This window comes from Variovorax sp. CCNWLW186 (assembly GCF_037203865.1).
In the GTDB taxonomy this organism is placed as follows: Bacteria; Pseudomonadota; Gammaproteobacteria; order Burkholderiales; family Burkholderiaceae_C; genus Variovorax.
The window spans coordinates 297842-310060 of sequence record NZ_JBBCBO010000004.1; the positions used below are offsets into that span (position 1 = coordinate 297842).

At 64.4% G+C, this 12219-nt stretch carries 18 protein-coding genes and 1 tRNA gene; 14 read left to right on the plus strand and 5 right to left on the minus strand.

What is annotated here, in order from left to right; translation table 11 throughout:
• Positions 1-34: 34 nt before the first annotated feature.
• From V9K97_RS07450 to V9K97_RS07460, 3 genes are read left to right on the plus strand one after another with little or no spacing between them, the layout of a single operon-like run.
• A complete protein-coding gene (locus V9K97_RS07450) occupies positions 35-811 on the plus strand; it encodes an SDR family NAD(P)-dependent oxidoreductase (protein ID WP_258504901.1) in 777 nt (258 codons plus the stop codon).
• Positions 811-1338: a MarR family winged helix-turn-helix transcriptional regulator gene (locus tag V9K97_RS07455; RefSeq protein WP_258504903.1), complete on the plus strand. Its 528-nt coding sequence runs from the start codon at positions 811-813 to the stop codon at positions 1336-1338. Before V9K97_RS07450 ends, V9K97_RS07455 begins: the two co-directional genes overlap by 1 nt.
• Positions 1338-1793 carry an acyl-CoA thioesterase gene (locus tag V9K97_RS07460; protein WP_337295483.1) on the plus strand — a complete coding sequence of 152 codons (456 nt, stop codon included), beginning with the start codon at positions 1338-1340 and terminating at the stop codon, positions 1791-1793. Before V9K97_RS07455 ends, V9K97_RS07460 begins: the two co-directional genes overlap by 1 nt.
• An 8-nt stretch (positions 1794-1801) precedes the next feature.
• Here V9K97_RS07460 and V9K97_RS07465 read toward each other — a convergent pair whose 3' ends face one another.
• Entirely contained in the window at positions 1802-2191 is a 390-nt protein-coding gene (locus tag V9K97_RS07465; RefSeq protein ID WP_337317287.1) for a hypothetical protein, read from the minus strand.
• A gap of 114 nt (positions 2192-2305) precedes the next feature.
• Positions 2306-2485 carry a hypothetical protein gene (locus V9K97_RS07470; RefSeq protein WP_157612912.1) on the minus strand — a complete coding sequence of 60 codons (180 nt, stop codon included), beginning with the start codon at positions 2483-2485 and terminating at the stop codon, positions 2306-2308.
• Between the two features lie 225 nt (positions 2486-2710).
• Between V9K97_RS07470 and V9K97_RS07475 the strand changes: the two genes are divergently transcribed.
• Complete coding sequence (locus tag V9K97_RS07475) at positions 2711-3109, plus strand: hypothetical protein (protein ID WP_337317288.1); 399 nt, start codon at positions 2711-2713, stop codon at positions 3107-3109.
• A 35-nt stretch (positions 3110-3144) separates the two neighbouring features.
• Here the strand turns inward: V9K97_RS07475 and V9K97_RS07480 are convergent, their stop codons facing one another.
• Positions 3145-4554 (minus strand): GAD-like domain-containing protein, encoded by a 1410-nt coding sequence (locus V9K97_RS07480; protein ID WP_337317289.1) that lies wholly within the window; start codon positions 4552-4554, stop codon positions 3145-3147.
• Between the two features lie 186 nt (positions 4555-4740).
• Between V9K97_RS07480 and V9K97_RS07485 the strand changes: the two genes are divergently transcribed.
• The gene (locus V9K97_RS07485; protein WP_337317290.1) at positions 4741-5985 is read left to right on the plus strand and encodes a glycerophosphodiester phosphodiesterase; all 1245 of its coding nucleotides are present in this window, start codon (positions 4741-4743) and stop codon (positions 5983-5985) included.
• Positions 5986-6008: 23 nt separating this feature from the next.
• Here V9K97_RS07485 and V9K97_RS07490 read toward each other — a convergent pair whose 3' ends face one another.
• Positions 6009-6293, minus strand: coding sequence for a hypothetical protein (locus V9K97_RS07490; protein WP_258504913.1), 285 nt, complete (start codon positions 6291-6293; stop codon positions 6009-6011).
• Between the two features lie 311 nt (positions 6294-6604).
• A tRNA-Lys gene (locus tag V9K97_RS07495) sits at positions 6605-6680 on the minus strand.
• Positions 6681-6818: 138 nt separating this feature from the next.
• Between V9K97_RS07495 and V9K97_RS07500 the strand changes: the two genes are divergently transcribed.
• The 9 genes from V9K97_RS07500 to V9K97_RS07540 all read left to right on the plus strand — a co-directional run bounded on the left by V9K97_RS07500 (position 6819) and on the right by V9K97_RS07540 (position 12186).
• Complete coding sequence (locus V9K97_RS07500) at positions 6819-7529, plus strand: SDR family NAD(P)-dependent oxidoreductase (protein ID WP_337317291.1); 711 nt, start codon at positions 6819-6821, stop codon at positions 7527-7529.
• 268 nt (positions 7530-7797) lie between these two features.
• On the plus strand, positions 7798-7944 hold the full coding sequence (locus V9K97_RS07505) for a hypothetical protein (RefSeq protein ID WP_337317292.1): 147 nt from the start codon (positions 7798-7800) through the stop codon (positions 7942-7944).
• A 37-nt stretch (positions 7945-7981) separates the two neighbouring features.
• Entirely contained in the window at positions 7982-8566 is a 585-nt protein-coding gene (locus V9K97_RS07510) for an A24 family peptidase (protein WP_337295478.1), read from the plus strand.
• A gap of 42 nt (positions 8567-8608) precedes the next feature.
• Positions 8609-9451, plus strand: a complete 843-nt coding sequence (gene cpaB, locus V9K97_RS07515; protein WP_258504918.1) for a Flp pilus assembly protein CpaB — start codon at positions 8609-8611, stop codon at positions 9449-9451.
• A 24-nt stretch (positions 9452-9475) separates the two neighbouring features.
• A complete protein-coding gene (locus V9K97_RS07520) occupies positions 9476-10978 on the plus strand; it encodes a type II and III secretion system protein family protein (protein WP_337317294.1) in 1503 nt (500 codons plus the stop codon).
• A gap of 28 nt (positions 10979-11006) precedes the next feature.
• The gene (locus tag V9K97_RS07525; RefSeq protein WP_258504923.1) at positions 11007-11288 is read left to right on the plus strand and encodes a hypothetical protein; all 282 of its coding nucleotides are present in this window, start codon (positions 11007-11009) and stop codon (positions 11286-11288) included.
• Positions 11289-11427: 139 nt separating this feature from the next.
• A complete protein-coding gene (locus V9K97_RS07530; protein ID WP_258504925.1) occupies positions 11428-11643 on the plus strand; it encodes a Flp family type IVb pilin in 216 nt (71 codons plus the stop codon).
• 86 nt (positions 11644-11729) lie between these two features.
• Positions 11730-11915, plus strand: a complete 186-nt coding sequence (locus V9K97_RS07535; protein WP_258504927.1) for a Flp family type IVb pilin — start codon at positions 11730-11732, stop codon at positions 11913-11915.
• Positions 11916-12009: 94 nt separating this feature from the next.
• Positions 12010-12186, plus strand: a complete 177-nt coding sequence (locus V9K97_RS07540; protein ID WP_258504929.1) for a Flp family type IVb pilin — start codon at positions 12010-12012, stop codon at positions 12184-12186.
• Positions 12187-12219 lie beyond the last annotated feature (33 nt).

Genomic DNA, 12219 nt, shown 5'->3' on the forward strand with positions numbered 1-12219 from the left:
TCGCTAGAATCGTTCAGAACTAAACATTTCAGGTATGCATGCAAATCCATTGAGCGGCCGCCACGCCCTGGTGACTGGCGCCGCGCGCGGCATCGGAGCCGAAATCGCCCGCACCCTCGCCGCCGAAGGCGCTACGCTGACCTTGCTCGGGCGCGACATCGATTCGCTCCAGCGCGTGGCCGCCTCGCTCCAGGGCCAAGGCCATGGTGTCGTGGCCGCCGACGTGGCCGATGCGCAAGCGGTGCAGGCCGCGTTCGCGCAGGCACGCGCCGGGCGAGGGCCCATCGCAATCCTGGTGAACAACGCCGGCGCCGCGGAAAGCGCTCCTTTTCTCAAGACCTCGGTCGAGCTCTGGCAGCGCATGCTGTCGGTCAACTTGACGGGCAGCTTCTTGTGCGCGCAGGCGGCACTGCCCGACATGCTCGAGGCGGGCTGGGGCCGCATCGTCAACATTGCGAGCACCGCCGGCCAGAAGGGCTATGCCTATGTGGCCGCCTACACAGCGGCCAAGCATGGCGTGATCGGCCTCACGCGCTCGCTGGCGCTCGAAGTGGCCCGCAAGGGCGTGACGGTGAACGCGGTATGCCCCGGCTATACCGACACCGACATCCTGCGCGCGAGCGTCGCCAACGTGGTCGGCAAGACCGGCCGCAGCGAAGCCGATGCATTGGCCGAGTTTTCCAACGTCAATCCGCAGCGGCGCATCGTGCAGCCCGCCGAGGTGGCCGATGCGGTGCGCTGGCTGTGCGGCGAGGGCGCGGCCTCCGTCACCGGGCAGTCGGTATCGGTTTCCGGCGGGGAGGTCATGTAATGCGCAACGATGCCTCGCACGCCGCGCTCAGCGATGCCGAAGAACTCGGCCACGAGGCGCGCGCGGGCCGTGAAGACCACGCCATGCTCAAGCTGTGGCTGCGCATGCTCGCAAGCACCACGCAGATCGAGGCCGAAATTCGGCGCCGGCTGCGCGAGCGCTTCGGCATTTCGCTGGCGCGCTTCGACTACATGGCGCAGCTGTATCGCTACGAAGAAGGCCTGAAGATGCGCGTGCTGTCGCGCTACCTGATGGTGACGGGCGGCAACGTTACCGGCCTCACGGACGAGCTCGAGCGCGACGGCGTGGTGGCGCGCGCACACAGCCCCGACGATCGCCGCTCGTGGATCGTGAGCCTCACGCCCAAGGGCCGCGCCAGCTTCGAGACCATGGCCAAGGAGCACGAGCAATGGATTCTCGAAATGTTCTCGGGCCTCGACATGAAGACCGTCAAGCAGATGCATGCGCAACTCGGGCAGCTTCGCGTGCACGTGATGCGCAGCGAGCCCTCGGGCGAGGAGGGCTGATGACCGCAAGCCAGAAGGAAGCGCCCCAGGCCGATTTCCGCCGCACGCGGATGATCCGCTTTTCCGACTGCGATCCGGCGGGCATCGTGTTCTACCCGCAGTACTTCGTCATGCTCAACGGGCTGGTGGAAGACTGGGTGAGCGAAGGGCTCGGCATCGACTACCACGCGCTCATCTCGGAGCGGCGCGTCGGCTTGCCCACGGTGCGGCTGGAGGCCGACTTTCGCGCGGTGAGCCGCATGGGCGACCAGGTGGCGCTCGGCCTGTCGGTCGAGCGGCTGGGTTCGCGCTCGATCTCGCTCGTCCTGCGCTGCTTCGAGCCGGCCGGCGGTGAACTGCGCATGCAGGTGAAGCAGGTGCTGGTGACGACTTCGCTCGAGAGCCATCGCGCGGTGGAAATTCCGCAAGACTTGCGCGCGGCCATCCTGCGCATGTCGCCTTCTTCTGTTGCCTAAGAAAAGGCTCAGGCCGGCGGCTCTTCGCCAGCGCCGTGTGCGCGCTGCTTGAGCCAGCCGCTGAGCTCTTTTTTCCCCTTTGCGTTGGCCTGGCGCCAGGCCCCGCGCGCGGCCGCAATGAAGCGCTCTTCAGCCGCGTCGGGCACTTCGGAGGCGCGGTCTTCCTCGTCGAGCCAGCCAGTTTCCACTTCGCAATGCCGCTCGATCTGCCGCGCCAGGGTGTCGCCGATCGGCCGCGAGCTCTTGATCTGGCTCCACATGCTGGGGGAGATTTCGATCTTCCTGGCAAAGGCCTGGTCCAGCCCCTTGGCGGGCAGGCCGGCTGCAATGGCCCCTTCGAGAAAGCGGCGGTGCAGCGCAAGAACATTGCGGCGGCGCGCGACGGTGAGATTGGGCACTGTTTGAAAACGACGACGAGGGGACGAGAAACGATTGTCCCGGTTGTCGATGGTGCCGTAAACACTATTTACAGCCTGAAAGAGCAGGAAGCTACAGCCCCCAGAGCGGCAGGCTCAGCGGCTGAAGCCCCCGAAGACGCCGTAGGCGATGATCCCGGCGGTTGCAAGGCCGCCGACGATCAGGCAGATCACCTTGGTGGTGCGGCCGCTGCGGCGGCTTGAACGGGCCCAGTGCTCCGGACCGATCAGGTCGATGGGAACAGTGGGTTTGCCTAAGTCTGACGCCTTTTCCATGACAGGAAATATAGCGTAGCCCGCGGGGCGGAACAAAAAAATACCCGCCGAGGCGGGTGCAACGAGCTTGAGCTTCGAAACTTTATGCGCCCCTGTCGCCGGAGTTCTTGTTCTTCTTGCGATGCATGACAGCAACCCGCAAGATGCCATGCCAATCGCCTTTCCGGCGCGGGACAGGGCCGGATGCTGGTGAAATCACTTTAGAAAAGTGTGAAATATTGCCGTATGGACAAAGAAATCATCACTGAAAGCCTGAAGCGGGCGCTGGAAAGCTGGGTTCGCCACGCTTCCGCCGAACAACTGTGGAGTGTGCTCCAGGCGGGCGGGCTGGGTGCATCCATCGACGTGGAAGGCGATGCCGTTCACGTCCGCGTCGACCTCGGCAAGCCGCCCAACCCGCTGTCGGAACTGGGCCGAACCGACGGGCGCCTGCCGGTCACAGAGGCTTTTCTCGGCGAAAGCGCCATCTGGGGCAAACCGCCTCCGCAGGGCGACGAAACGCGCGAGCAATGGTTCCTGGCGAGCGAGCTGGCCCAGCAGCATGCCCGGCAATACCTGATTGCGGAAGTGGGCGAGAAGCGCGAGCTATTGTCGCGCTTTGTCGAAGGGTGGATGGCGGGTTGAAGGACCGCTGGCCACGGTAAGCGGCGAGGGGCTGTTCAATCCGCCCGGGTAACAAGCACGTCCCCTACCTGCGGCCCGTCGACGATCGCACCGGCCGAGTCGTGCGCCACTTCGATGCCCACGCCGCAGCTATCGGCGTCAATCTCCCACACCCAGCCGTAAAGCTCGCGCGGGCTGCCCTTGGGCGACATGAGCGGCATGTTCATCCGCAGGCCGTGGTTGCTTCCCAGGTTCACCCTGACCATCACGGTCGATTCTTCGGGATCGCTTTCTGCACTGACCTCGATGATCGTGGCCCGCAGCGGTTCGCGGTGAACGAGGGCTTGCAGTGCGGCCGGCAGGTCTTCGAAGGGCGGGGCGGTCGTTCCGTCGGGCTCGTCGGCAGGAAAGGGATCGCTCAACCGCACGGGCCGAAAGTAGTGTTCAGACCGGCCCATCGTTCCATCGGCACCGATGGACGTTGCGATGTCTTCGATGGCCCCTTCCTGCAGCAGCCACGATTCGCCGCCGCTTTGCATGACGTACAAGCGCTCGTCGTTGGCATCGCTGCCGAGTGAATCGTCGTTCAGCTCCACGTCGAGCTGAACAAGGCGGTCGCTGCCCCCCGTTTCGACGATCTCGTACGGCCCGCTGTAGTGCCGCACGCCCACTGCCTCGCCCGTCTTTTCGTCGTTCTCCCAGAAGAGCAGCTGGTAGCCGCCATTGCCGTCGAGCGCGAGCAGCCGGCGCCAGTCGATGTAGGTCGACAGGAAGAGTCCGCTTGGGCGATCGCTGCCTCTTTCCGTGTTCTCGAAGGCCTCGCGGTATTCCGCGGGCATGGCCACGGAAACGCTGTTGGGCGGCGATGCAGGCGGGGCGCTTTCGCGATCGACCTCCGCGCGGAGCTTCTGGTGGAGCGCCAGCGCATCGGTCTTGACGATCTTGAGCATCTGCATGGACAGCAGCGTCGGATCGACGTAGTAGACCTCGCCGGCCGCAAGCGGTCCGGCTTCGCACTGCGCTTTTTCGAGCATGTCCGGGCGGATGAATTCATCGACAAAGTCCGCATCGCTCAGCACGCTGTTGAAGAAATCCACCGCGTCCCAACTGAGGATGCTGGTGCTGCGCGTGACGGGGTTCAGCGTTGCCACGTCCTCGTCCGTTGCGGTGAGCTTCCGGTAGAAGAGCAGGGTGCCGAACGGCGTGATCGCAAACGGCACTCGCACCACGGCATCTTGCGGCGAAGCAACGATCCACCGGTCGAGCGTGGCTTGCCATGCATCCGGATCGATCAGGCAGATCTGCCGGTGTCCGTACAGCCCCAGGCCGTGCTTGCGCCAGAGCTCGAGCATTGCCGCGGGCAGCCGGCCTTCATATCTTTGCAGCAGCTCCTGCGTGGCGGGCACACAGCCGGCATGCGGCGGGTTCGCCTTGATGAATGGATGGAGCTTGATTCGACCGAACATGGACTTCTGTTTTCTCAAGAATGCGATGAGCCCGGATTCTGCGTGAGTCGGCTCCCCTGGGGATTGCGCACGCAAAACCGGCGCGTCATGATCCGCACCCGATGACCGCGCGGCCCCAAGGCCGATTCACCGGCCTGTCACGCAGGGCGCCTAAGTTCCGCTCGCACACCAACCAGGAGACTTGCCTTGAACCACCTGAAGAAGATCTGCACAGCCATGCTCGGCCTGGGCATGTTGTTTGTGGCCGCCACACCGGCCACCGCGCACGAAGAACGCGCGCGCCGACGCGCCGACAACGCGCCGCTGGTCATCGGGCACCGGGGCGGCGCCAACGGCTACCTGCCCGAGCACACGCTCGAGGCCTATGCGCTGGGCATCTCTCTGGGCGCCGACTACATCGAACCCGACCTTGTCGCCACGAAGGACGGCCACCTGATCGCGCGCCACGAGCCCAACCTCATCGACACCACCAACGTGAAGGACCTGCCGCAGTTCGCAAACCGCCGGCGCACGGTGGTGGTCGACGGCGTTCCGACCGATGGCTTCTTTGCCAGCGACTTCACCCTGGCCGAGATCAAGCAACTGCGCGCGGTGCAGTCTTTTCCCGAGCGCGACCAGTCCTTCAACGGCAGGTTCCAGGTTCCGACGCTGGCCGAGGTGATCGACCTGGCCAAGCGCAAGTCGCGCGAAGAGGGCAGGCGCATCGGCATCTATCCGGAGACCAAGCATCCGACCTATCACCAGGCCATCGGGCTTCCGTTGGAAGACCGCCTGCTGGCCGTGCTGAGTGCCGCGGGCTGGAACCAGCGCAATGCGCCTGTCTTCATCCAGTCGTTCGAAACCGCCAATCTTCGTTATCTGCGCAGCAAGACGAGCGTGCGGCTGATCCAGTTGGTGGACGCGAATGACGTCAAGCCCGACGGCTCGCTGGACTTCAGCAAGCCCTACGACAAGCCCTACGACTGGGTCGTGTCCAACCGCGACGGCCAGTTCAAGGATTTGGTGACGCCGCGCGGCCTGCAAGAGGTCAGGGGCTATGCGGACGGTATCGGGCCCTGGAAGCCGTACCTGATTTCAAGCGCCTGCAAGTCGGTACAGAACGGCGCGTGCGCCGACGTGACGGGCGACGGCGTGGTCGACGATCGCGACCGCGTGCTGCTGCCGCCCACCGATGTGATCGCGAATGCGCATCGGCTGGGACTGCTGGTGCATCCGTACACCTTCCGCAGCGAGCAGAAGCGGCTGACCGGCAGCTTCGGCGGCAACCCCGTCAACGAGTACCTCGCGTTCTACGAGGCCGGCGTTGATGGCTTGTTCAGCGATTTCGCGGACACGGCAGTGGCTGCGCGCGCAATGTTCCTGCTCAAGCACGACCCTGACTACGCCGGCTGCCTGGTCAACTCGCGCAAGTGCGAGCGCAACAACGATTGAGGCAGAGGGTCCGCCCCTATCGGTCACCAGGCCGGTGCTTCTTCGGCGACTGCAGAAGCGACCGGCATCGGCTGACTCGGAACCGAAACCGCGGGTGCCAGGCCGATGCCGGCGGCAAACCATCGAAAGGTGTTGGTCTGGTGGTCTCCGCGGCCCGTGGTTCGCACGAACAGATAGCCGGACGTTGCATTGCCCAGCTCGTCGACCGGAATTCCCGCCGATCGAAGCGCAGCGATCTCGCCGCTGGCGCTCATGTCGAGCGGCAATTGCAATGTGATGGTCGCGTTGTGAATGACTTGATTGAGCATTGCATCGGCCTCCGGTAAAAGTCCGCAGCATCCGCCTTGCCATGCTCATCTGTGTGCGGGTGTGCGGTAAAAAATGTGACTTTTTCGCATGTGGCCGCCGCCTCTCAGGAAGCGGTGAGCGCCCCGTGGGAAGTGGGCTGCAGAGGCGGTTGGCGAGTCCGCTGCACGGCGCTGCAAGTGCGGACGCCAAAAAAGAAAAAACCTCCCTGCAGTGAAGCGGGAGGTTTTTCTTTCTTGCAGAAGACCGTCGGCGATTGCGGAACAGTCCCGGCAAAAAAATAGCGCGGGAACCGCGCTACTTCTGGTGTTGGTGGTGGGCCCTGAGTGACTCGAACACTCGACCTACGGATTAAGAGTCCGCTGCTCTACCAACTGAGCTAAGAGCCCTTGCGCTCAAAACGTTGTGCGTTTTTAGGCAAGACCGCAAGTATAGCGTAAAAATTCCGGGGCTCAACGATTTTGTGCGGGGCGGCGGTAGGATTCGTCATCATCGATGGGCCTGGCCCTCAACCAAGGAGATTTTCCATGACCGATCCAATCACCGAGCTGCCGCATGTCGTGATCACCGGGGCCGCGGGTGCGCTGGGCCGCGCGGTGGCCCAGCACTTTCTTGCGCAGGGCGCTCGCCTTGCGCTGATCGATCACCGTGCAGACCATCTGAATGAGGTCTTTCCGGGCCTGGACAATTCACAGCACCTGCTGCTCGCGGGAGACGTGACGTCGCCGTCCGAAATGGCGGACCTGTCGGGCCAGGCGCTCAAGGCTTTCGGCCGCATCGATGCGCTGGTCCACATTGCCGGCGGCTTCGAGATGGGCGAGGCGACTCACGCGCTCTCGCGCGCAAGCTGGGACCGGATGATGAACCTCAACGCCTGGTCTTTCGTTGCGGTCACGCAGGCGGTGCTGCCTTCGATGATCGAGCGCGGCGCCGGGCGCATCGTTGCCGTTACCGCCAAGGTGGCGGCGCGCGGCCTGCCTGCCATGGCAGCCTACATCGCATCGAAGAGCGCGCTGCAGCGGCTGGTGGAAGCCATGGCCGCCGAAGCCGCGCCGCATGGCGTGGCCGTCAACAGCGTTGCGCCCAGCGTGCTCGACACGCCGGCCAACCGGCAGGCTATGCCTGACGCGAATCCCGCGGAATGGGTGTCGACTTCGGTCGCCGCGCAGACCATCGCTTTCCTGGCATCGCCGGCCGCCGCGGCGCTGCATGGACAGCACCTGACGCTCGACACCTGACGCGCGGCACCTGATTCACAAATGAACAAACGCCCTGGCGCAACGCCAGGGCGTTTTGCTTTGCGCCGCCGCAAAGACAGCCGCCAAGCGAGGCAGGCGCTTTGTCATGGGTGCGGCGGGCGGGGGCGGGGCGATTGTCTCCCTCCAGAAGGGGCGCATCGCTCATGTGCGCAGAGCGCGCAATTTCTACAGTGACTCCACGGCAAAACGCTTCGATCCGGTTCGGATGAAAGGCGGCGCCGGTTGGCTACCTCACTGGAGAACACGCATGGAACCGATCGAACTGCTGCCAAGAACCTTCATGAACCTGCTGCGTGAAGACGCCGGCATGTCGTTCATGGAGTTTGCGCTCATCGGCGCGCTGGTGCTGGTTGTGTGCCTTCTCCTGCTGCTGGCGATACGGCGCAGCACCTGAAGTGCCACTGACCCTGTCCATACGGAGCACAGACCTCATGACGGAACTCGACGCTTTCCTCGATCTGCTGATGCTCCTGGCGTCGGACTTCCGCATGGGCGGGCTCTTCGTTCTCCTGGTGATGGCCGCGGTCAGCGATGTGCGCTTCTACCGCATTCCCAACTGGCTCACCTTCGGCGGCGCGGTGTTCGCAATCATCTACGGCACCTTCGCGGCGCGTACGCCGATGACGGGCGCGATGAACGCGCTGGGCGGGCTGGGCACCGGCTTCGCGATCATGCTGCCGTTCTATGTGCTGCGGATCATGGGCGCGGGCGACGTCAAGCTGATGGCGATGGTCGGCGCGTTTCTCGGTCCCCAGCAAACGTTGCAGGCCATCCTGTTCACCTGCATCGCCGGCGGCTTCGCGGCCGTGGCGGTGGCCATTCACCGGCGCCGCCTGGGCCACATGCTGGCCAACGTCAAGGGCGCGGCGCAGGGCATCGTCGTCTCGGGCATTGCGGGCATCCGGCCGAGCGGCGCGATCGACACGCGGCAATCCATCGGAAAGCTGCCTTACGGCATCTGCATTTGCGTGGGGACGATTGCACAGGTCCTGGCGCATCAGTTGGGCTTCGTCTAGCCCGTCCCATCCCTCATCCATTCATCCACGGCGGAGATTCGCATGAAAAACATCAAGGCGCTCGGGCTGCTTCTGCTGGCCCTCCTGACCGGCCTGGCGGCCGCGGTCTACGCAGCGGGCTGGGTCTCCCGACAGGGAGGCATCGCATCCAACAAGGTGGTCGTCGCCGCCGTCGACATCGAACTGGGCAGCCGGGTCAATCCGCAGATGCTGTCGCTGGTCGACTGGCCGAGCGGCTCGCTGCCACCCGGTTCGTTCACGGATGCCAAGTCGCTCGAAGACCGCGTGGTCAAGGTCGGCGTGCTGCGCGGCGAGGCCATCCTCGAAGGCAAGCTCGCGCCGGTCGGCACGCAGGGCGGTCTCTCGGCGGTCATTGCCAGCGGCAAGCGCGCGATGACCGTGCGGGTCAACGACGTGGTCGGCGTGGCGGGCTTTGCGCTGCCGGGCAACTACGTCGACGTGATGGTCAACGCGCAGCAGGACAAGAACCGCGGCGAAGAGGGCCGCCAGATCAGCAAGACCGTGCTCGAAAAAGTGCTGGTGCTGGCCGTGGCGCAAGAGGCCAACCGCGACGACACCAAGCCGAAGGTGGTCAGCGCCGTGACGCTGGAGCTCTCGCTCGAAGACTCCGAAAAGCTCGACCTGGCGCGCAGCGTGGGAACCCTCTCGCTGGTGCTGCGCAACCAGATGGACAAGACCACGGTGGCCACAGCGGGCATCACCAAGGGCCAGTTGTTCGGCGAGAAGGAAATCCTGCCGATCGCCACCACCGTGGCAGCCCGGCCGGCCCCTGCGCGAGTGCCGCGTACGGCTCCCGTGGCGTTGCGGCAATCCGAATGCGTGGAAGTGATCCAGCACGCAGCCCGCTCGCTCACCTGCTTCTGATCACCCAGTCCGGAGGAACCACAAGTGCAATATCTCTCTTCTTCACCCGCCTGGCTGCTGGCGGCGCTCACGGCCCTGGCGACGCCCGGGTTTGCGGCGGAGCTCGCAGCCCCGGCTCCGGCGCCTGTTGCGGCACCCGCGGCACCCGCGCCGGCCGCCGCACCCGCCATGCGCCGCTGCACGGCCATCATTCCGGACGACCAGCCCACCTACGCGGTGCTCGGCAAGTCGGTGGTCATTCCGCTCAAGGCGCGCGTGGCGCGCATCGTGGTCAGTGGGCAGCCACCGAACCGCGCGCCGGCCGCGGCGCCGGCAGGGCAGCCCGCAGCGGCGGCACCCACGGCCGCGAACGCAGGCGACGGCGTGGCCGATGTCGACGTGATGCTGCTGAGCCCGAACGATCTCTTCTTCCGCGGGCGCCAGGCCGGCTCGATGAACGTGGTGCTGCAAAGCACCGACGGCACCTGCTACATCAAGGACGTGGTCGTCACCATCGATCCGGGCGCACTGCAGTCGAAGCTCGCCGAGCTGATGCCTGAAGAGAACCGCATCCGCGTGCGCAGCGCGGAGAAATCGATCGTGCTCACCGGCGAGATCAGCGACGCGCTCAAGCTCGACGACGTGATGAGCCTGGCCATGGCCTACGGTGCCGACGGCAAGAAGGTCGTGAACCTGCTGCGGGTCACGGCGCCGCAGCAGGTCATGCTCGAAGTCAAGATTGCCGAGATCAGCAAGACACTGCTGGACCGGCTGGGCGCGCGCGTCGGATTGAGCCGCTCGGGCAGCGGCGGCCGCGACAGCTATTCGCTGATCTCCAGCTTCCTGAGCGGGGGCGGGGGCCTGATCGAGGCGCTGAGAATCGGCCGCACGTCCATCGGCATCGACGGCCAGAAAGACGACGGCCTGGTGCGCATCCTGGCGGAGCCCAACATCATGGCCATCAGCGGCCAGCAGGCGAGCTTCCTGTCGGGCGGAAAGATCTTCATTCCGGTTGCGCAGAGCGCCGCCGGCGGCGGTGGAACGAACATCACGCTGGAAGAAAAAGAGTTCGGCATCGGGGTCAAGTTCACCCCGACCGTGCTCAACGGCGGCCGGGTCAATCTCAAGATGGTCTCCGAAGTGTCGGACCTGTCGCAGACCGGCTCGCCCTTTACCACCGTGACCGGCGTGACCGCCGTGCTGCCTTCGCTGACGGTGCGCCGCGCCGATACCACCGTGCAGCTCAACGACGGGCAGAGCTTCGTCATTGCGGGGCTCATCAAGAGCAATGTCACCGAGTCCATCAAGCGCTACCCCGGCTTGGGTGAAGTGCCGGTGATGGGCGCACTGTTCCGCAGCACCGAGTTCCAGAACGACCAGACCGAGCTGATGTTCGTGATCACGCCGCGCCTGGTGCGGCCGCTCGCCGAGGTGCCCCGCGTTCCGACCGACAACCACGTCGTTCCGAGCCGCGCCGAGGTCTACCTGAACGGCAGCCTCGAAAGCGCCACCCCGGCACCGGTTGCACCGGCCGGCAATACCCAATGACCCCGATGACACCAGCCAGGAGCACACCATGTTCATCAAGTCGACCACTCTCGCGCTGACGCTGCTGCTGGGCACCGGATGCTCCCACGTCACGCCGAACTACGACGCGCGCTTTGGCGATGCGGTGCGCGATGCCAGAAAGAAGATGACCCTCAATCCCGATGCGGGCAAGGACGGGAATCCGGTTGCCGGCATGGACGGCCGCTCGGCGAGCGAGTCGATGAAGCAATACCACGAGTCTTACAAGACGCCACCGCCTGCGGTGAACGTCATCAACATCGGCGGCCAGATCGGCGGCTCGGCGAAGTGACTGCATCCTTTTTGCGGATTTGTTCCACAGAGTCTTCAGATGGAAAGGAGAGCACCACGAATCTCAATCAACTTTCGTCCCCACCCGTCAATTCTTCAAACCTGATTTCCAACTGTTCAAACCTCGAAAGGAAAGAACCATGAAAAACCTTCTCCAGGCCATCGGCCAATCCACCGACAGCTTCCTGCGCGACGAAGACGGCGCCCAAGTCGTCGAGTACGCATTGATCATCGCGGTCGTTTCGATTGCGCTGGTCGTTGCACTGAAGGCGCTTACCGCCAGCAACGGCAGCTTCTCGACCTTCATCGGTCGCGTGACAACCTGCCTGACTTCGACAACTGGCGGTTGCGTGTAAGTCGCTGGGCGGGCGAGCCGGTAAACCCCGTGCTCGCCGGCTCACTGACCAGATCTGCATTCATCTCAATGAAAAGGAGTAGTCCCATGTTCAAGTCATTCCTGCAGGACGAGAGCGGTGCTCAAGTCGTGGAGTACGCGCTGATCATCGCGGTCGTCTCGATCGCACTGGTGGTTGCATTGAAGGCGCTCACCGACAGCAACGGCAGCTTCTCGACCTTCATCGGCCGTGTTGTCACTTGCCTGACTTCGACGACTGGCGGGTGCGTGTAAGTCGCTGGGCGGGCGAACCGTGGCATGTCTCACGCTCGCCGGCTCACTTCTTGTCAGGTCCGCCTTCTTCTCAAGACACAAAAGGAGTAGTCCCATGTTCAAGTCCTTTCTGAAGGAAGAAAGCGGCGCCCAGGTGGTGGAGTACGCACTGCTCATCGCGGTGATCTCGATCCTGCTGATCATCGCCCTGCAGCCACTGGCAACAGGCACCAGCCTCAGCGATTTCGTCGATCGCGTCTTCACCTGCCTCGGCGGCGTGGAGTGCGAATAAAGCGCAGAGTTTTTTCTTGAACCGCCACCATTG

What these genes read in the sequence shown, in the direction of transcription:
- V9K97_RS07450 (WP_258504901.1), top strand. Translation starts at nt 35, where the DNA reads ATGCATGCAAATCCATTGAGCGGCCGCCACGCCCTGGTGACTGGCGCC.
- V9K97_RS07455 (WP_258504903.1), top strand. Translation starts at nt 811, where the DNA reads ATGCGCAACGATGCCTCGCACGCCGCGCTCAGCGATGCCGAAGAACTC.
- V9K97_RS07460 (WP_337295483.1), top strand. Translation starts at nt 1,338, where the DNA reads ATGACCGCAAGCCAGAAGGAAGCGCCCCAGGCCGATTTCCGCCGCACG.
- V9K97_RS07470 (WP_157612912.1), bottom strand. Translation starts at nt 2,485, where the DNA reads ATGGAAAAGGCGTCAGACTTAGGCAAACCCACTGTTCCCATCGACCTG.
- V9K97_RS07475 (WP_337317288.1), top strand. Translation starts at nt 2,711, where the DNA reads ATGGACAAAGAAATCATCACTGAAAGCCTGAAGCGGGCGCTGGAAAGC.
- V9K97_RS07480 (WP_337317289.1), bottom strand. Translation starts at nt 4,554, where the DNA reads ATGTTCGGTCGAATCAAGCTCCATCCATTCATCAAGGCGAACCCGCCG.
- V9K97_RS07490 (WP_258504913.1), bottom strand. Translation starts at nt 6,293, where the DNA reads ATGCTCAATCAAGTCATTCACAACGCGACCATCACATTGCAATTGCCG.
- V9K97_RS07500 (WP_337317291.1), top strand. Translation starts at nt 6,819, where the DNA reads ATGACCGATCCAATCACCGAGCTGCCGCATGTCGTGATCACCGGGGCC.
- V9K97_RS07505 (WP_337317292.1), top strand. Translation starts at nt 7,798, where the DNA reads ATGGAACCGATCGAACTGCTGCCAAGAACCTTCATGAACCTGCTGCGT.
- V9K97_RS07510 (WP_337295478.1), top strand. Translation starts at nt 7,982, where the DNA reads ATGACGGAACTCGACGCTTTCCTCGATCTGCTGATGCTCCTGGCGTCG.
- cpaB (WP_258504918.1), top strand. Translation starts at nt 8,609, where the DNA reads ATGAAAAACATCAAGGCGCTCGGGCTGCTTCTGCTGGCCCTCCTGACC.
- V9K97_RS07525 (WP_258504923.1), top strand. Translation starts at nt 11,007, where the DNA reads ATGTTCATCAAGTCGACCACTCTCGCGCTGACGCTGCTGCTGGGCACC.
- V9K97_RS07530 (WP_258504925.1), top strand. Translation starts at nt 11,428, where the DNA reads ATGAAAAACCTTCTCCAGGCCATCGGCCAATCCACCGACAGCTTCCTG.
- V9K97_RS07535 (WP_258504927.1), top strand. Translation starts at nt 11,730, where the DNA reads ATGTTCAAGTCATTCCTGCAGGACGAGAGCGGTGCTCAAGTCGTGGAG.
- V9K97_RS07540 (WP_258504929.1), top strand. Translation starts at nt 12,010, where the DNA reads ATGTTCAAGTCCTTTCTGAAGGAAGAAAGCGGCGCCCAGGTGGTGGAG.